This window comes from Enterovibrio litoreus (assembly GCF_045679545.1).
GTDB lineage: Bacteria > Pseudomonadota > Gammaproteobacteria > Enterobacterales > Vibrionaceae > Enterovibrio.
In genome coordinates, this window is record NZ_CP166194.1 from 710,381 (window position 1) to 729,181 (window position 18,801).

16 protein-coding genes are annotated in these 18,801 nt (G+C 47.7%); 10 read left to right on the forward strand and 6 right to left on the reverse strand.

Going from position 1 to position 18,801, the window contains the following annotated elements; genetic code table 11:
- Complete coding sequence (locus AB8599_RS02995; RefSeq protein ID WP_407332330.1) at positions 1-3,057, reverse strand: M66 family metalloprotease; 3,057 nt, start codon at positions 3,055-3,057, stop codon at positions 1-3.
- 119 nt (positions 3,058-3,176) lie between these two features.
- On the opposite strand from AB8599_RS02995, the gene AB8599_RS03000 reads away from it, so the two are divergent.
- Positions 3,177-3,362 (forward strand): hypothetical protein, encoded by a 186-nt coding sequence (locus tag AB8599_RS03000; protein WP_407332331.1) that lies wholly within the window; start codon positions 3,177-3,179, stop codon positions 3,360-3,362.
- 60 nt (positions 3,363-3,422) lie between these two features.
- Here AB8599_RS03000 and ppk2 read toward each other — a convergent pair whose 3' ends face one another.
- From ppk2 to AB8599_RS03015, 3 genes are all read right to left on the reverse strand, one after another.
- Positions 3,423-4,247: a polyphosphate kinase 2 gene (gene ppk2, locus AB8599_RS03005; RefSeq protein ID WP_407332332.1), complete on the reverse strand. Its 825-nt coding sequence runs from the start codon at positions 4,245-4,247 to the stop codon at positions 3,423-3,425.
- A gap of 125 nt (positions 4,248-4,372) precedes the next feature.
- Positions 4,373-5,107: a copper homeostasis protein CutC gene (locus tag AB8599_RS03010; protein WP_407332333.1), complete on the reverse strand. Its 735-nt coding sequence runs from the start codon at positions 5,105-5,107 to the stop codon at positions 4,373-4,375.
- A gap of 190 nt (positions 5,108-5,297) precedes the next feature.
- Entirely contained in the window at positions 5,298-5,900 is a 603-nt protein-coding gene (locus tag AB8599_RS03015) for a peroxiredoxin C (protein WP_407332334.1), read from the reverse strand.
- A gap of 128 nt (positions 5,901-6,028) precedes the next feature.
- On the opposite strand from AB8599_RS03015, the gene AB8599_RS03020 reads away from it, so the two are divergent.
- The 3 genes from AB8599_RS03020 to aceA all read left to right on the forward strand — a co-directional run bounded on the left by AB8599_RS03020 (position 6,029) and on the right by aceA (position 10,615).
- Positions 6,029-6,925, forward strand: coding sequence for a hydrogen peroxide-inducible genes activator (locus tag AB8599_RS03020; RefSeq protein WP_407332335.1), 897 nt, complete (start codon positions 6,029-6,031; stop codon positions 6,923-6,925).
- Between the two features lie 735 nt (positions 6,926-7,660).
- Positions 7,661-9,268, forward strand: a complete 1,608-nt coding sequence (gene aceB, locus AB8599_RS03025; RefSeq protein WP_407332336.1) for a malate synthase A — start codon at positions 7,661-7,663, stop codon at positions 9,266-9,268.
- Positions 9,269-9,310: 42 nt separating this feature from the next.
- Entirely contained in the window at positions 9,311-10,615 is a 1,305-nt protein-coding gene (gene aceA, locus AB8599_RS03030) for an isocitrate lyase (protein WP_407332337.1), read from the forward strand.
- Positions 10,616-10,776: 161 nt separating this feature from the next.
- Here the strand turns inward: aceA and AB8599_RS03035 are convergent, their stop codons facing one another.
- Positions 10,777-11,385: an ACP phosphodiesterase gene (locus tag AB8599_RS03035; protein ID WP_407332338.1), complete on the reverse strand. Its 609-nt coding sequence runs from the start codon at positions 11,383-11,385 to the stop codon at positions 10,777-10,779.
- 95 nt (positions 11,386-11,480) lie between these two features.
- Positions 11,481-11,939 (reverse strand): CBS domain-containing protein, encoded by a 459-nt coding sequence (locus AB8599_RS03040; RefSeq protein ID WP_407332339.1) that lies wholly within the window; start codon positions 11,937-11,939, stop codon positions 11,481-11,483.
- A gap of 258 nt (positions 11,940-12,197) precedes the next feature.
- Here AB8599_RS03040 and AB8599_RS03045 point away from each other — a divergent pair, with 258 nt between their 5' ends.
- The 6 genes from AB8599_RS03045 (at position 12,198) to yajC (ending at position 18,792) form a co-directional block, all read left to right on the forward strand.
- Positions 12,198-13,217: a serine protease gene (locus tag AB8599_RS03045; RefSeq protein ID WP_407332340.1), complete on the forward strand. Its 1,020-nt coding sequence runs from the start codon at positions 12,198-12,200 to the stop codon at positions 13,215-13,217.
- A gap of 183 nt (positions 13,218-13,400) precedes the next feature.
- The gene (locus tag AB8599_RS03050) at positions 13,401-14,465 is read left to right on the forward strand and encodes a S1 family peptidase (RefSeq protein WP_407332341.1); all 1,065 of its coding nucleotides are present in this window, start codon (positions 13,401-13,403) and stop codon (positions 14,463-14,465) included.
- A gap of 388 nt (positions 14,466-14,853) precedes the next feature.
- Entirely contained in the window at positions 14,854-15,927 is a 1,074-nt protein-coding gene (locus AB8599_RS03055) for a S1 family peptidase (RefSeq protein WP_407332342.1), read from the forward strand.
- Between the two features lie 108 nt (positions 15,928-16,035).
- Positions 16,036-17,091 carry a tRNA preQ1(34) S-adenosylmethionine ribosyltransferase-isomerase QueA gene (queA, locus tag AB8599_RS03060; RefSeq protein WP_407332343.1) on the forward strand — a complete coding sequence of 352 codons (1,056 nt, stop codon included), beginning with the start codon at positions 16,036-16,038 and terminating at the stop codon, positions 17,089-17,091.
- 163 nt (positions 17,092-17,254) lie between these two features.
- The gene (gene tgt, locus AB8599_RS03065; RefSeq protein ID WP_407332344.1) at positions 17,255-18,382 is read left to right on the forward strand and encodes a tRNA guanosine(34) transglycosylase Tgt; all 1,128 of its coding nucleotides are present in this window, start codon (positions 17,255-17,257) and stop codon (positions 18,380-18,382) included.
- A gap of 80 nt (positions 18,383-18,462) precedes the next feature.
- Complete coding sequence (yajC, locus tag AB8599_RS03070; protein ID WP_407332345.1) at positions 18,463-18,792, forward strand: preprotein translocase subunit YajC; 330 nt, start codon at positions 18,463-18,465, stop codon at positions 18,790-18,792.
- The last annotated feature ends 9 nt before the right edge of the window (positions 18,793-18,801 follow it).

Consider the following 18,801-nt stretch of genomic DNA (forward strand, 5'->3'; position numbering starts at 1 on the left):
TTAGATGAACGAGTTCCAGGCATCTTGCCAAAACGGCGTTCTACCCGGTGCATAGCTTGGGTTTGAGCACCAGCCGGAGTTTGGCCAAGGCTTGCATTGATACAGTTTGTTGTCACTGCCTTTCACGATATCCCCTTCCTGATACGCAAAGCCCGGTTGATACGCTGGGTATTCGCCTGGTGGTGGCGGTGTCACTTCTGGATCTGGATCAGGCGTTGGTTCTGGGTCGCCGCAACTGTTGTCGTCAGTTTGTTTCCAAACGCCCCATTCACCCGTCGTGCCTGGCTCTTCACCTTTGGTCCACCAACCCGCTAACCATACGACATGGTTGTGTGAAACTTTGTCGCCACCTACGTAAATGGTGTGTTTATCCCAGTTGGTGATACAAACCGCACTTGCTTCCACGGTTACGGTACGGGTTAATGAAACCGTTTGACCTTCGCTGTCAGTTACGCGATACGTCAGCAAGTAGCTGCCCGGCGTTTGGGTATCAACGTTGCCGATAACCTCAATCTTGGCGGTAATGTCGCCATCTTCCGCATCAAACGCAGTAACCCTATCGAGCGCATTAAATGCGTCACCTTGTTGCAGAGTGATATCGCTAACGCCTGAAATCGTCGGTGTTTCACCTCGCTCTGTCGTTACTATGCCGGCTTTAAGTTCCAAAGCTGGCTCGGTCACTGTGATGCTATGAAGCAATTGATTGTTACAGTAAAGCTCGGCGCGATAAGGAGATAGAGCACTTTCCACATTGATATGGAAGCGGTTCATCAGGCCTTCTTTGAAACGGCGGTTGTGCAAGTTGTAGGTCTTGGTGCCGCCTTTCTGTGTGAGTACGTCCAACTGGCACGAGGAAACGCTGAAGTTATCGACATACACTGAGCCATAAGCGCCGTGAAGGGCTGGGTAAATGTAACTTGGTAGCGTGTTTTCTGGGTCGTAGTAGCCGACTAGCGTGGTGACAGCAACACCTTGCTTTTCTGGCACGCGGGCAACGGTTTTATCAAGTATGCCGTTATTTACGGCTATCCATTGGCCGGACTCGAAACGGAATGCGTGTTTGTTGCCATTGGACAGCAAAATGGAAGTATCGCCAATGTGGATATGGGAGTTGTAGCCCGCACTGGAGCTAAATACCACGATTTTACCTTCGAAGGCGTTGTCTGCAGGCAGGTAGAAATCACGCGCCCAATGTCCGTTGCCTGTTTGAATGCGAACGGCATTAACGGTCTCGAACAATTCATGAAATTTGCGATTGTCTGGGCCAAACGCTGCGAGCTCATTGTTGCCACTCACGGTAGTCACAGAAAGGTTGAGATCATCGGACAGGTTATTACCCCAAGGCTGCATGGTTTGGGTTTCTTTGTCCCACTTACTGAAACCCGTTGGGGATGAAGGGTCAAAGTTAGCTTTGCTTTCCATAAAGCCCTGAAACACATTCAGCTCGTAAGGGGTGTGAAGTGTGTATTCGTTGCCATTCGGGTGCAATGGCCAACCACCGGCCATGGTTCCCCAGCCAAAGCTGTGGCCTTCGAACGGTTCCGCGCATTGACCTTCATAACACGATGAGCCGTTGTTTCGCCCTTTACTGAGATTGGGGAGGAAGGTGTTGTCGAACAGGTTCCAACCCCAAGTCGCATTGATGTTGGTTGAACGGTTATGCACTGAGCCAGCAAAACCGCCCAGATAGTGCGCTGCTGCGTGTGTGCCAGCGCCAAACTCGTGACCGACTTCATGGCTGAATTCATTGCCCGTTGAGCTAACAACTGACGCCACACCTGCGTAGGAACCCAGCATGCCGTGTGTGATAAGCCCGTTGCTGTAATTGCCGATGGCGTTATTAACGGTAACTTGCGCCGCATGATAGGGCGCACTGATATTCCACACAGAGCTGTTCATCACATCAGCACTGTTTACGCCGTAGTTGGCGCTGTTGATACCCGAAGAGATCAACTCGCGGGCAATACGATAGTGCGAGTCACTGCCGTAAGCATCGGCCACGCTTGGGTCAACATCGACTAATAGGCGACCATCCGGCAACATGATTTCTTCCAGATGGATCGGTGCGTAAGGGTTGACGATAAGTTTGCTGATTTGGATTGACTGGAAGTAATCACGATGCAGTTTCTCATCGGTCATAAAACGGAACTCACCACGTGGTTCAGTTAGCAGACCAACGTCTACCGTGTTGATGATCAGTGTGGTATTTGCACCGATCTTAATGCCTTCCACGACACCTTCACGATCACCATTGCTGAACGTCAGGCTCAAGCCGGGCTTAATGACTTCGGCCGGAAGTACCGTTGTATAAGCGTTGTTACTGTAAGCCAGCTTGCCATAATCAACATCAGATTGCGCGTACCAAAGCCCGCCCACATTGTTATAGGTGATGCGATTGCCTTGGCTGAGGGTGTCAGCGCCATGAGAGTATCGAATGGTTGAATTGTAGCCAGCTTGTGAGGAGAAGGTCACGATCTTTCCATCAAGATCGGCGCCTTCTGGCAGCATAAAGTCATAAGCAAAGTTGCCATTGCTTGTTGCGACTTCAAGCGTGCCATGTTCGGTTAGCAGTGCGCTTAGTTCAGCCTGCCCTTGTGTGCCTGCGATAGCGCTGATGGCGTGCTGTGAAGAGATACGGTGCGCGTAGCTCTCTGGCACAACAATGGTCATGTCTATGTCGATCTGGCCCGTGGGTTTTGGCTGTGCCGAAGGCGGGAGCATGGTTGCTCGGTGTACTTCGCTACCCTGGTGGTTTTTCACGACAACCGTGATCTCTTCGTCTTGGCGAACTTCACGCGTATGGGGTTCGAAAATCACCAGCGTTTTGCGCAACGCGGCAACGTGTGGCTGGCGATCGCCTTCAATGCCATGCACGGTCGGCATAATAACGCTCTGTGCCATGCTGACACTGGCGGCAAGCGTGCCTTGAGTATCGGAAGGGAGGGCCTTTTGATTAAAGTAAACGGTTTGAGCGTTTTGTGTGCTAGCCAGTGCGGCTGGGCTGCAAACACCTGCGAGTAATGCCGTGATCAGGCATGCTAACTGTTTCTTTTTCATCTGCTTGTTATTGATATTAGTGAACGATGGGGCGGGAATATATAGATGGATTAACGCGTGAGTGATGAGAAGGTATCGTTATTTGAAGCAGTCCCACAAATCACAGTGATGAATTGGCAGTGGGGGCAAATCAGCGCCAAATAACCGACAGAATAGGGAAGGGAGACGGCTTTTTGGCGATGCCTAAAAAGGTGCGCAGACAGAAAAAAAAGCCAGATAAAACAAAGTCAGATGAAATAATTTCAGATGAAATAATTTCAGATGAAATAATTTCAGATGAAAAAATGCTAGATAAAAAAGGCTAGATAAAAAAGGCACAACCTTTTCAGATTGCGCTTTTTGTTGAAGGTTCGAGGTTCGAGGTGTTATTCCAGCTTGGTTGTTACATCCGGCACAAAGCTTTGGCTTTCTAATGGCACACGCACGTAGCCCTCTTTGCTGATCTCTGGCAGTTCGATCTTGTCGTAGTGAATTTCCTCGTAAGGAATGCTGGAAATCAGATGGGATATGCAGTTGAGGCGAGCGCGTTTCTTGTTGTCGGCGTCAACCACCCACCAAGGTGATTCTTTGGTGTCTGTATAGGAGAACATACGATCTTTGGCTTCGCTATAAGCCACCCAGCGGCTGCGAGACTCTAAATCCATGGGGCTGAATTTCCAGCGCTTCATTGGCGTATCGATACGTTCTTGGAAGCGTTTTTCTTGTTCTTCATCGGAAACAGAGAACCAATATTTCAGCAAGATAATGCCAGATCGCTGCAGCATGCGCTCGAACTCAGGGCATGTTCGGAAGAACTCTTCATATTCGTCGTCGCTGCAAAACCGCATCACTTTTTCCACCCCAGCACGGTTGTACCAACTGCGGTCAAACAATACGATTTCCCCGGCCGCAGGCAGGTGCGCGACATAACGCTGAAAATACCATTGTGTGCGTTCTCGCTCGTTGGGTTTATCCAATGCGACAATACGGCAAACGCGAGGGTTGAGTTTTTCGGTGATGCGTTTGATCACGCCACCTTTTCCAGCGGCGTCACGCCCTTCAAACACCACCACGACTTTTAGCCCTTGGTGTTTTACCCACTCTTGAAGTTTTACGAGTTCAGTTTGAAGATCGGCCAGCGTGTTTTCGTAGGCTTCTTTTGTGAGTTTGCGTTTTTTGGGTGTGTGATCGGATTTCTCTGTTTTTGCCATTCAGCTGCAACTCCTTATGCGTTGTGAAGCCAAGGAGCTTGAGGTGACGTGCTACTTGGTCTTGTTCACCCTAAGAAGGAAGGGGGATCATTGCAATCCCCCTGCAGGAAAAGTGCGAGCTTGTCTTATTGCAGCGCCAAAACCGTCTGTTTAATGATCTCTGGGTTCGTCACAGTGATAGCGAAGTCACTTTCACCACTGCCCATCGTGGCTTTTTCGTTGCGATAGCTCATTAGCGAAGGGCGAGTCGTTTTTCCTGAAAGGTGAATTTCGTTTGCGCCGGTTTCAGTAATAATACGCTTTGCATTGTCAGGAGAAACGCCAGCGCCAGGCATAATGCTCAGTCGGCCTTGGGTCAGTCTAACCATGTCTTTTAGCGTGTTAATGCCTTCGTCTGCGCGCTTGGCTAGGCCAGAAGTCAGCACGCGTTCGACGCCATGAGTCATCAAGAACTCTAGTGCCTCAAACGGGGCAGAGCAATGGTCGATGGCGCGATGGAAGGTGATACCCATACCAGAAGCGACCTTGATCATGGCTTTTACGGCGACGTCATCGATTTTTCCATCGGCACGCAGAGCCCCAATCACCACACCGTTTAACCCTGCCTGTTTAGCGATATGAATGTCTTCCAGCATGATCTCTATGTCGGCGCTGGAAAACAGGAAATCCCCTTCACGAGGACGAATAATTGCGTACACAGGAATATTAGCAACACGAGCAGCTTGCTTCATGTAACCCGCGCTGGCGGTTAATCCACCTGTGGCTAATGAGCTGCATAGCTCAATACGGCCCGCACCTGCAGTTTGTGCAATAGGAAGAGATTCAAGGCTATCGATACAGACTTCGATCAATACAGACATTACGCATTCCTCTAAAAATGACTGCGAACATCATCAGGGAGTTAGCGAAGAAAGAGAAGCGGGTAGGATGTAAAATTTGGGTAAAAAAAAGGGCCCGGTGGTCCGGGCCTCATTCTATTTTTCGCTGACTTTCGGCTTTACGCTTACGCGTTAGTTAGGGGGAACTGCGTGAAACAGTTAGCCAAAAATATTACAGGTCGTCAGAGTGCTCAGACAAGAACGCTGCAACACCTTTAGGTGATGCGTCCATGCCTGCTTTGCCTTCTTCCCACTGTGCTGGGCAAACTTCACCGTTTTTCTGGTGGAAGTTCAATGCGTCAACCATGCGTAGCATCTCGTCGATGTTACGGCCTAGTGGCAGGTCGTTAACCACTTGGTGACGTACCAGACCATCTTCGTCGATCAGGAAAGAACCACGGAAAGCAACGCCAGCCTCTGGGTGCTCAACGTCGTATGCTTTGCAGATTTCGTGCTTAACGTCAGCAACCAATGGGTATTTCACTTGACCAATACCGCCGTCTTCAACAGCAGTGTTACGCCATGCGTTGTGAGAGAATTGAGAATCGATTGAAACACCGATAACTTCAACGCCTTTCGCTTGGAAGTCAGCGTGGCGCTTGTCAAAAGCGATCAGCTCAGAAGGACATACGAAAGTAAAATCCAGTGGGTAGAAGAAAAGAACCGTTTTCTTACCTTTGGTGAATTCTTTCATGTTGAAGTTATCTACGATTTCACCATTGCCCAGTACTGCTGCTGCAGTAAAATCTGGGGCTTGACGGCCTACTAGTACCATTTCTCAGCTCCTAAAATGTGTGTTGTCAGGCGATAACGCCTTAATTCATCTATGAACAGGACAAACTATAGTGGAACTGTTAGATTGGAAAAAGTGAATTTAATAGATTATTGCAATCGGAAAAATCGATGACAAAATTCCCTTCTCTCAAACAGCTACACTACCTCGTCACACTGCATGAAACGCGTCATTTTGGTGAGGCGGCCAAACAATGTTTCGTTAGTCAGTCTACACTAAGTTCCGGCATTCAGAACTTAGAAGATCTGATCGGCACTCAACTTATTGAGCGCGATAACAAAACGCTGGTTTTCTCCGCCATCGGAGAAGACGTTGTGGTGCGAAGTCGGGAAATTTTGGCGCGCAGCCAAGATCTGATGGAGCTTACTCAAGTGCGTGAGCGACCGATGCAAGGCAAGCTGCGCGTGGGTTGTATTCCGACCATTGCACCGTTTTTGCTGTGTGATTTGGTGCGAGCGGTGAATCAGCATTTTCCAGAGTTGGACTTACTGCTTCGTGAAGACACCACGATTAACCTTTTGGCTGCGCTGAAAAGTGGTGAAATGGATGTGCTGATTTTAGCCTTGCCCGTTGATATTGGCGGCATGGAAAGTCGAGTGGTGGGCGCTGATGCTTTCAAAATGGTACTGAGCAAATCTCAGGCAGAAAAAGTGAATGTACCAATACGCTATGCCGATCTTCCTGATGAATCCGTCTTTTTGCTTGAACGCGAACATTGCCTAACCGATCATGCTGTCTCGGCGTGCCAGTTAACCACCACAGAAAAAATCAATCCGTTCTCAGCAACCAGCTTGCATACATTGGTACAAATGGTTGCCAATGGCCTAGGCTCTACCTTTATTCCCCAGATGGCCATCAATCACGGCTTATTAGATAACCTTGACTTGGTGGTCGTAGAGCCGCCGGGTAGAAAGGCGTATCGTGATATCGGTTTGGTGTGGCGTCCTACATCCAGCCGCAAGCCAACCTTTGAAGCCTTGGCTGATTTGGTTAAAACGCTACTTTAACCGATGCGATAGTGCCGGCTTCATCATATTGCCTCGATCTATGTTTTGTTGGTTTACTTCAGAGGTAAATGATTACGTTAGTTATGTGTTACATGACCTAAAACGATGAAATTACCTCTGACTTTTCAAGATTCTTTACCTCCCATTGCTTTTCCTTATAACTTTGGTTCGTTCCACTAGTTTTTATTCAGTTATTGGACGAATGCTCTGTTAATGGTTTGGTAACTCATTGGCATTCCTGAAATTAAATTAAGTCGGTATCGCGACATAATTTTTTTCAATTATTAAGCACTTAGTGAGAAGTTTTGTTGGGTGTTAATATCTTTCACTTATGTTAACTTTTTGTTATAGAAAGAATTTCTGCAAAATCACGGTTCTGCTGCTACGTTTAAAACAGGCTTGTTTTGTGTTTGGCTTATGATTGTCATTGGTAATTTAATTACGTAAGTCATTACAAAAATGGCACCAAAGGATGAAAAGATCACAAACGGGAGAAGAATCTGAGATTTGTTTTAATTCAGTGTTTTGAGTTAAAACTCTATTTTGTGGTAATTGATTGATTTTAAGGGTTTTAAATCATTTTATACTTAAGTCTAATTCGACTTGAGGTGTTGACGTTCCGCGCTATTTACGTCAGTTTAATTGTGTGTTTCGGCGACATGAAAGAAATCGAAGCAGTGCGGCAATAACTGATATTGTTGTGATTTAGTTACAAATGGAATTGGAGGGCAGTTTATGGATACACATGCACAACAGGCTTCACAGGAACTCTCATGCGTTCCGCCGATCACTCAGCAAGAATCCGATGTTTTGACTGATGATGCGCTTTCATTTCTCCATACTTTGTCTGTACGTTTTGCTGACCGCGTACCGGCCTTATTGGCGGCTCGAGAAACGCGTCAGGCCCAATTTGATGCTGGTGAGCTACCTGATTTCCTTGCCGAAACAGCAAATATTCGTGAAGAGTCTTGGAAAATTCGTGGTATCCCCGAAGATTTGCAAGATCGTCGATTAGAGATCACAGGGCCTCCCGAGCGAAAAATGGTGATCAACGCATTGAACGCCAATGTAAAAGTATTCATGGCGGATTTTGAAGATTCGTTTTCTCCAGCATGGGGGCCGGTACTTCAAGGTCAACGCAACCTGACTGATGCGATTAATCGTACCATTTCCTATGAAAACCCTAGCAACGGTAAGCAGTACGCATTAAGCGAAGACCCAGCGGTACTTATCTGCCGTGTACGTGGCCTGCATTTGAAAGAAAAACACGTATTGCTCGACGGTAAACCTATTCCCGGCGCATTGTTTGATTTCGGTTTGTATTTTTACCGTAATTACAAAGCGCTTTTAGAAAATGGCTCAGGCCCATATTTCTACCTACCTAAGCTGCAGTCGCATAAAGAAGCGGCGTGGTGGAGCGATGTGTTCTGTTTCACTGAAGATCATTTCGAGTTACCGCGTGGCACGATCAAAGCAACCGTGTTGATCGAGACGCTACCCGCTGTGTTCGAAATGGATGAAATCCTCTTCAGCTTAAAAGATCACATTGTGGCGCTGAACTGTGGCCGTTGGGACTACATTTTCAGCTACATAAAAACCTTCCGTAACCATCCTGACCGTGTCTTACCGGACCGTCAGGTGGTCACGATGGAAAAACCGTTTCTTAATGCCTATTCACGCCTGTTGGTGAAGACTTGTCACCGCCGCGGTGCAATGGCAATGGGCGGCATGGCAGCGTTTATTCCATCGAAAGACCCAGAGAAAAACGCGTGGGTATTGGACAAGATTCAATCTGATAAATCGCTCGAAGCGAAGAACGGCCACGACGGTACTTGGGTTGCCCACCCAGGCCTGGCTGATACCGCCAAAGCCGTTTTCGATTCCGCACTTGGCGAGCGTAAGAATCAGCTTGATGTGATGCGTGAACAAGATGCACCGATTACTGCTTCGGAGTTGGTTGCCCCTTGTGATGGCGACCGCACTGAGGAAGGTATGCGTCACAACATTCGTGTGGCGGTGCAATACATCGAAGCATGGATTTCAGGTAATGGCTGTGTGCCCATTTACGGCCTGATGGAAGATGCCGCGACAGCAGAGATCTCACGCGCCTCTATTTGGCAGTGGATCAAGCATCACAAAACACTGAGCAACGGCAAAACCGTGACAGCAGATTTCTTCAGAGATTGCCTAGCAGAAGAAATGTCGGTGCTTAAAGACGAGTTAGGGGAAGACGTATTCAATCAAGGGAAATTCCAGCAGGCCGCCAGTTTGATGGAACAGCTGACGACCAGTGACGAGCTGGCTGATTTCTTAACCTTGTCTGGATACGAATTGCTGGACTAAACCACTTCAAAATTGACTGAAACATTGAGAGAGGGAATCACAATGACTTTGACAAGACAGCAGCAAATTGACGCTTTGAAAACAGATTGGGCTGAGAACCCACGCTGGAAACACGTAAAACGCACCTATACAGCTGAAGAAGTGGTTGCGCTGCGCGGTTCTTTCATCCCTGAGCAGACGATTGCTCAACGTGGTGCCGACAAACTGTGGGAACTGGTGAACGGTTCAGCGAAAAAAGGCTATGTGAATTGCCTTGGCGCACTGACTGGCGGACAAGCGGTCCAACAAGCGAAAGCAGGCATTGAAGCTATCTATTTGTCGGGCTGGCAGGTTGCAGCGGATAACAACACCGCATCAAGCATGTACCCAGACCAATCACTGTACCCCGTTGATTCTGTACCAGCAGTGGTTAAACGTATCAATAACTCGTTCCGTCGCGCTGACCAAATTCAGTGGTCAAAAGGCGGTACGCCTGAAGAGGGTACGGATTACTTCCTGCCTATCGTAGCTGATGCAGAAGCGGGCTTTGGTGGCGTTTTGAATGCTTACGAGCTGATGCGCTCAATGATTGAAGCTGGCGCTGCCGGTGTTCACTTTGAAGATCAGCTGGCGTCAGTGAAAAAATGTGGTCACATGGGGGGTAAGGTGTTGGTTCCTACCCAAGAAGCCGTTCAAAAACTGGTTGCAGCTCGCCTTGCTGCCGACGTTGCAGGCACCACCACCCTTGTGATTGCTCGTACCGATGCGAACGCAGCAGACCTTCTGACGTCTGATTGCGATGAATACGATAAAGACTTCATCGTGGGTGAGCGCACGTCAGAAGGTTTTTACAAAGTGCGCGCGGGTATTGAGCAAGCCATTTCACGTGGCCTGGCCTATGCACCGTATGCTGACTTGATTTGGTGTGAAACAGCTAAACCTGATTTGGAAGAAGCGCGTCAATTTGCGGAAGCAATTCATGCGAAATACCCAGATCAGCTGCTGGCATACAACTGCTCGCCGTCGTTCAACTGGGAGAAAAACCTGGACGCAGACACCATTGCACGCTTCCAGCAAGAGCTGTCAGACATGGGTTATAAGTACCAATTCATCACGCTCGCTGGTATTCATAACATGTGGTACAACATGTTCGAATTGGCTCACGCTTACGCGCAGGGTGAAGGCATGCGCCACTACGTTGAAAAGGTTCAGCGTCCTGAGTTTGAAGCGGCAACGCGCGGTTATACGTTCGTGGCTCACCAACAGGAAGTGGGTACCGGTTACTTCGATACCATGACTAACACGATTCAAGGTGGTAACTCGTCAGTCACAGCATTGACAGGTTCAACCGAAGAAGATCAGTTTTAATTAACGCGTAGACAGCCAATACGTGTTTGTAGAACGAGTCTAAAGAGGCCAATTTAATCGAGCCTCGTAATCCACGCTTTGAGCGACCTTCGGGTCGCTTTTTTTATTCTCTTTTTAACCTTTGTCTTGCATCTTGCATCTTGCATCTCTTTTTTCATCTTCTATTTTTCAAGCTTTTGCGTCTCACTAAACGCTGATGCAGCGTTCAACACTTGGCGGTAAATAGGTGGAAAGGCATCGAGCAATTGATCTTGATGGGCAATCAATACTGCTGCGGTATCGGCAAGTGGGCTCATTCTTGGGCTTCGCGTGGACATGCGCTCTAAAACAAAAGGCAGGGTGTTGATATCCGCGTAGGACTGGATCCAACGCTCTTGCCACATCCTCGAGGACAGAAATGCAAAGCGATCAGGCAGCGGGGAGGGTTCTAAGTCAGACGCTTTTTGGCAGGCAGCTTCTGCTTGTTGAACAAAGCACTCCAAAGGCGTGTCGTGAAAAGCTTCCCATTGGGTGACTAGTGCGTGATCCCAGAAAATATCGAGTGCAATGGCGCTGTATCGATAAAGCTCGGGCGGAAAGAGGGCGCGACAGACCTTTATGTCATCCAGCGCATCAATATAACCATCAACGAAGCGGTGCAGATAAATGCCTTCGACGGTTTCTGGTAAATAGAGACCGTCTGGTTTCCCTCTAACAAAATCCGCCAACAGGTTGCCAAGCAGCTGACTTTTACAGCTTGATGCAACATGCAAGTGCGCAAGATAATTCAATCAGCCTCGCTTGATGAGTGCCTTAACGTCGGCTTGAACACAGTGCTAACGAGTATGACCAGTCATCGCGTCTTTGTCGTGACTAAACATTGCGTTTAGGCGATGTTTTCTTGCATCTCGTCTACCTCCATTGGCTCGGAGTCCTCTTGGATTTCGAGCAAGTTAATGGCAATCGCAACAAAGTCGGTATCTGTAATAATTCCCACCAGCTCGTCATCGTTGACGACAGGCAAGCAACCAATCTTGTGCTGTTGCATAAATAATGCCGCGGATTTCAGCCCAGCGGATGGGGCAACGGTATATAACGAGCGCTGCAGAAAACGAGAGAGAGGCGCCTTCATCGGATCGTTGTTTCCCAGCGATTTTTCAAGGCTAGATGTTTGCGCAGCCAACACATCTCTTTGTGTGACAAGGCCTTGCAATTGATGGGTGTCAGACACAATAGGGATGTGGCGAATACGTTTTGAATCCATCAGGCGCTTTGCGTCATTTATCGTATGCTTAGAAGATAAGGTGATGGGTTCTGGTGTCATCATTTCTTTGACTGTAAGCATATGGCCTCCAAGAAGACATATAAAAATAAGGGGCATATGTCGAATGTAGCCAAATTATGGCGCATGAAAGGTGACCCTAATCAAAGATCTGTTTGACCATGTTTTCGGATTTTCATTGTTGTTCCGTCAGTACATTGCTGTTCCGTCAGTACATTGTTGTTCCGCAAGTAGCAGCAATCAGGCGTGTGCTCCATGTTGACGTATCCCCGAGCATCTAGGGCAGCTTGGGTAAATACACTGTGATGAGGGCTGTTAGAAATGCGTAAACGTTTTGTTCTGACACTTATCTTTTTAATGACCTTTGTTGCCCATAGTGCTGAGCGATCGCCCTATGTGGTAGGTGGTTCAAATGCTGCGATAGCGGATGCGCCGTGGCAGGCATTTGTTCGAATCGGGAATTTATACTGCGGTGGTGTGGTTCTCTCGAACTATTGGATACTCACTGCTGCCCATTGTCTAGACACGGCTGATGAGAACGATTCGTTTGGTTTGGCGTCTGCCAATTCGGTCTCCGTGTACACGGGAACGGCGCAACTCTTTGGTTCGAATTTCGCCAACTACCAATCTAGCGTTGAATCTATCTACGCCAACAGTAGTTATGACAAGAAAACCCTTGCCAATGATATTGCTCTTATCAAGCTTTCATCACCGGTACATGGAAACGCATCAAGTGTTGTGTTGGCGAGCTCTCAGGTTCAATCTGCGGTCGATGCCACGGCTGATTTATCCCAGAAAGACTTGTTGCTAACGGGCTGGGGCTACATAGATACCGGCCGCAGCACGTCGACGACTGCTTTACAAAAAGCGTCGCTATCAACGGTTTCGGACTCATCGTGCGCAACAAGTTGGGGGTCGACAGTCACCAATGTGTCGGGTTACCAGAGCAAATATTTTTGCGCTCAGGATACGGGAAAAGGGGCGTGCAATGGCGACTCTGGCGGCCCTTTGGTTTGGTTTGACCCCTCTCGCGCAGCGGATTCAGATGGCGGTGCAACGCTGGTGGGCATCGTCAGTTTCGGCGTCAATTTCCAATGCGCAGCCGATGCGTTCCCTGATGTGTATACCCAAGTCTCCAATTACATTGACTGGATCAGCAGTTGTCAGGCTGGAAGCTGTGCGAGTAATAGTTCACAGGTGGTGACTGTTTCTTCATCGTCGAGTGGTGGAGGTGGGGAAGTAGGGCTAAGTGCACTGCTTTGGCTCTTCGTAATCACAATTTTCCGCAGATGTTTTCTTCTCGATCTTCTTTGTTCGAACAACCCCAGCGTGCCATTTTAGTGAGCGCTTTCTGATTCGGTTTTCCAAAAACTAGATCTGTGACGCCTCGTCGTGAGTTTTACTTATTGTACACCGCTGTAAAGTCGAGAAAAAGACCGCATGATCGTCCTTGTCAGCTTTTTCTTTGTGCAATCTTGAGATACCGTCTCTTATTGCTCTAAGAAATGTTGGCGAGGAATAACCATGAAAACTTGGCAAAGGAAGGCTGCGTTTGTTTTTTTGACTCTGAGTGCCGCGGGCTCAGTATTTGCGGAAAACACAAAAGATCCAAGGATCATTGGTGGTGATTATGCGTCTATTGCATCGACACCTTGGCAGGCATTTCTTGATATTGGGAATGATGTCAAAGGCTACTTTGCGTGTGGTGGGATCATTATTTCAGAAAGTTACGTACTCACTGCTGCGCACTGCGTCGATGGTTTCTCTACGCGAGATGTAAGAGTCTTCGCTGGATTTGAAGAAATCAGTTTTGCGGGAACGGGCATTGCGGTCGCGAATATTAGTGTTTACGAAGATTATGACAATGAAATGTTTACGGGCGATATTGCGCTCGTTCGATTAGCGGCAGGACTCCCCCCGAATGCTCAACCGATCAAAATTCTTCCACCAGGTAGGCAAGATGAATTAGATCAAGAGTTTGTTGGTGCTGCTCAAGATAATTTATACATCTCAGGGTGGGGTGCAACAGCTACAGGTGGTCGCATCACCGAGGCGTTATTAAAAACAACAATGAATGGCGTCGATGACAATACCTGTAGTTGGACAAATGTATCTGGCGCAGATAGCGGTGAACTTTCAGCCGCTTATGTTTGTGCGGATAAATCATACACTGCGGGAATCTGTTCGGGAGATTCTGGCGGCCCTCTTGTTTGGCAAGATAAAGATTACGCTGGTGATGCAGACCGTGGATACCGAGCTGTCGGCATTGTGAGTTTTTCTAGTAGCCTTTATGGTTGTGGAAGTACAAGTTCTGAAGATGGGTTTACCCAAATTAGCACTTATTTTGACTGGATCAGTAAGAATATGATTGGGGGTTATCAATCACCAAGTCCTTCATTTAGTGAAGATATCTTTGACCTATCTTCACGCTACAATCCGTTTGATAACCCGCCAGTTGAGCCTCAATACCCTTCCGATGATAATGTAGTTCCTCCCGTATCTGGCGGCGGTGGTGGTGGTGCGTTACATTGGCTCGTTGTGCTGTTTTTAAGCGTGTTTGCCTTGCGTAGGCGTTTACATATTTCGTAATACTACTGCTTAATGCGTCAAGTATTTGCTCGCTATACCTTTAGCGAGCAAATGTTTTGTTAGTTGATCTTTTTCTCTCTTTTCTACTTTCCCTTACTTACAACGCTAAGAATTCAGGCTTTTCATCTCGCCATTTACTTTGCCTAATGACCATTTTTTGCTTGCCTGTGACCGATTAACATCGATGCCATCTACGGAATACGCTGCTTGCGTATATCACTTATTGCACCACTTTGGTGCCGATCTTTTATTCTCTTATTTTATTTAACACGCCTGCCTCATATTGGAATCACATGATTGAATTTTGACCATTTAATGCGTGATTCTTCCTCTCTTGCTCGTTACCGTTTCTCAATAATTGTCTATGTGTCTTTTTATTGGGGTGGTAATGATGAAGTGGACATTGTTGAGCGTGTTCATGTCGCTAGCAGGCATGGTGACAAGCAGTCACTTAGCCTTTGCGAATGAGAAAATGCCAGCCATTGTAAAAGGATCAATAATTTCCATTGCTGATGTGCCTTGGCAAGTGCTTGTGACAACGAGTAAAGGAACACTGTGTGGCGGCACCTTGATAACAGCATCGCCTGACGATAAAACAAATTATGTACTGACAGCGGCACATTGTGTGGATGAGAACTTACGCGCATCAGATGTCTCTGTGACGGCTGGTATTGACGATTCCACCATGAGAGGAGAAGCCATTACTGCCTCTGAGTTGTTGATCCATCCTGATTACAATGCAACAAATCTGATTGCAGACATCGCCATATTGCGTGTCAATGGCGTGCTACCTGAACATGCCAAACCCATCGCCTTGGCGGATGCCAACGTGAATGCAAGCGCGGAGCTCGAATTCTCAGCAGGCACACAACAAAACTTATTGGTTTCGGGTTGGGGGAAAACGTCAACAATCGGCTATATAAGCCGATATTTGCAGTCCACCTATTTAGATGGTGTCGCAGACAGGCAATGTCGCTGGGTCATGAATGGTGGCACATATGATTTAACCAAAGCAAATGCCTATGTGTGTGCCAATCAACGCGAAGGGGCGGGGATATGTAACGGTGATTCGGGAGGACCGTTGGTTTGGCAAGATCAAAACCATGCTGGGGACAATGATCGTGGTTATCGGCTAATTGGTGTGGTGAGTTTTCGGCATAAGTATAATGGCTGTGGCGACCCAAATACGGAAGACGGTTTTGTTCAGGTCAGTCATTACGCTGACTGGATACGCTCTTCCATCAAGGGCGGTTATCAACGTCCCTATGAAACGTTTGAACAAGATATTTTTTCGAACTCAGACAGAGTAATCGTACCGCCATCGAACGAAGCCTATCCTGATGCGTCAGATGTTCCGCCGCCTTCAGATATTTCGTCGTCACAAGGGGGAGGAAGCATAAGCGTGCTGTCTGTCATGATGGTGATGATTGTGGCCGTACGTAGGCGTTTTCTCTTTTCATAAATTCTGACAAATTTACGTATCAGATTTTCGGCGAGCAAGCTCCATCTTGCTTGATATTGCAGCGTGTGTCCCTATACTAGCGTGCTGCTGCAGAATGGGGCTTTTTCAATGCAAGTATCCGATTTTCATTTTGACCTTCCAGATTCACTGATCGCACGTTATCCGCAACCGGAGCGCACGGCGAGCCGCTTATTGCAACTGAACGGAAATACCGGTGAACTCAGCCATAAGCAATTCACTGATATCCTCGACCTTGTTGAACCTGGCGATCTCATGGTGTTTAACAACACCCGCGTGATCCCAGCGCGTGTCTTTGGTCGAAAAGCATCAGGCGGCAAGATTGAAGTGCTGGTGGAGCGTGTGCTGGACGAGAAATCGATCCTTGCGCATGTGCGTGCGTCTAAATCCCCGAAGCCTGGCAACCTATTGCTTCTTGGCGAAAATGACGAATTCGAAGCGGAAATGGTAGCGCGACATGATGCACTGTTTGAGATCCGCTTCCATGGTGAGCAAGCTGTGCTGGATATTCTCAACCAAGTCGGCCACATGCCATTACCCCCGTATATTGATCGCCCAGATGAAGATTCTGACAAAGAACGCTACCAGACGGTATACAACCAAAAGCCAGGTGCAGTTGCTGCACCAACAGCTGGCTTGCACTTTGATGAAAAAATACTGGCAGCACTAAAAGAGAAAGGCGTTGAAACCGCTTTTGTGACTTTGCATGTTGGTGCGGGTACATTCCAGCCAGTGCGCGTGGACGATATTAACGATCACATCATGCACTCTGAATACGCAGAAGTACCGCAAGATGTGGTTGATGCTGTGTTGGCGGCAAAAGCGCGTGGTAATCGTGTAATTGCCGTTGGCACGACGTCAGTTCGCTCTCTTGAAAGTGCCGCGCAGCGTGCAAAAAAGGAGGGAACCGACCTCAAGCCTTTTTTTGATGATACGCAAATATTCATCTATCCGGGCTATGAGTGGCAGCTAGTTGATGCACTGGTAACGAATTTCCATTTACCGGAATCAACCTTGATCATGCTGGTATCGTCTTTTGCAGGTTACGATCATGTCATTAATGCCTACCATGAGGCGGTAAAGAATGAATATCGCTTCTTTAGTTATGGCGATGCGATGTTTGTCACGCGTCAGACTGAGGTATAATCGGCGGCTGACGCCAGAATACCGCGTTTGTTGAGAGAAAAACTTGGCAAACACGGACGATAATTTTTGACTGGCTGTCCACTGAATAAGTTGGCAGCCAGTTTTGTCTCTGTGTCTTAGGCACACTTTCGCCAGACTGTTTATCTGGCATTTCGGAGGTATCGTGAAATACGAACTGATTAAAAAAGAAGGTCGCGCACGTCGTGGTCGTTTGATTTTTGAACGTGGTACGGTGGAAACCCCTGCGTTTATGCCTGTTGGCACCTATGGCACCGTAAAAGGGATGACACCAGAAGAAGTGGCTGAAACCGGTGCACAGATCTTGCTAGGTAACACCTTCCACTTGTGGCTTCGTCCTGGTCAAGAAGTGATGCGCGCCCATGGCGATTTGCACGATTTTATGAACTGGCAAGGTCCTATCTTGACCGATTCGGGCGGTTTCCAAGTATTCAGCTTGGGTAAAACGCGCAAAATCACCGAAGAAGGTGTGCATTTTCGTAACCCAGTAAACGGCGATCGCGTGTTTATGGATGCGGAAAAGTCGATGGAAATCCAGTACGACTTGGGTTCAGACGTTGTCATGATTTTTGACGAATGTACGCCATACCCAGCGACTCATGACGAAGCGAAAAAGTCGATGGAAATGAGCTTGCGTTGGGCACAACGTAGCCGTAACCATTTCGATAAAATGGGCAACAAAAATGCTCTATTCGGTATCGTGCAAGGTTCAGTCTATGAAGACTTGCGTGACGTGTCTGTTGAAGGCCTCACCAAGATTGGATTCGATGGCTATGCTGTTGGCGGTTTGGCGGTAGGTGAGCCAAAAGAAGATATGCATCGCGTATTGGAACATACCTGTCCAAAACTGCCTGAAGACAAGCCACGCTACCTGATGGGTGTGGGCAAACCTGAAGATTTGGTTGAAGGCGTGCGCCGTGGTGTAGACATGTTTGACTGCGTGATGCCAACCCGAAATGCGCGTAATGGCCACCTGTTTGTGACTGGAGGTGTGATCAAGATCCGTAATGCGAAGCATAAAAGTGACACAACTACACTGGATCCAGAGTGTGACTGTTACACTTGCCGCAATTACAGCAAGGCGTATTTGTATCACCTTGATCGCTGTAATGAAATTCTTGGCGCTCGTCTCAACACTATCCACAACCTACGCTATTACCAGCGTCTGATGGAGAGTTTGCGTAACGCTATCGACGAAGGTAGATTAGATACCTTCGTGAAAGAATTCTACGAACGCCGTGGCCGCGAAGTGCCACCGTTGAAAGAAGACTAAGAAGTTCTGCCTCTTCGAAAGCTCGCTCTCGGAGAGGTAAAATCGCAACAATATTCAAATTAATACGAGGACGTGACTGAATGTTTATTTCACAAGCTCATGCAGCAGCAGAAGGCGCACCACAGGGTGGCGGTATGCAGCTATTTATTATGCTTGGCCTGTTTGCCGTTATTTTCTACTTCATGATTTACCGTCCGCAGGCAAAACGTGTTAAAGAACACAAAAACCTGATGGCATCTATGGGTAAAGGGGACGAAGTTCTTACTGGTGGTGGCCTAGTTGGCAAAATCACTAAGATTTCCGAAGAAAACGACTTCATCGTTATCGCACTTAACGACAACAACGAAGTAACTATTAAAAAGGATTTTGTGACTGCAGTTCTGCCTAAAGGCACGATTCAGTCGCTGTAACCTGATAAC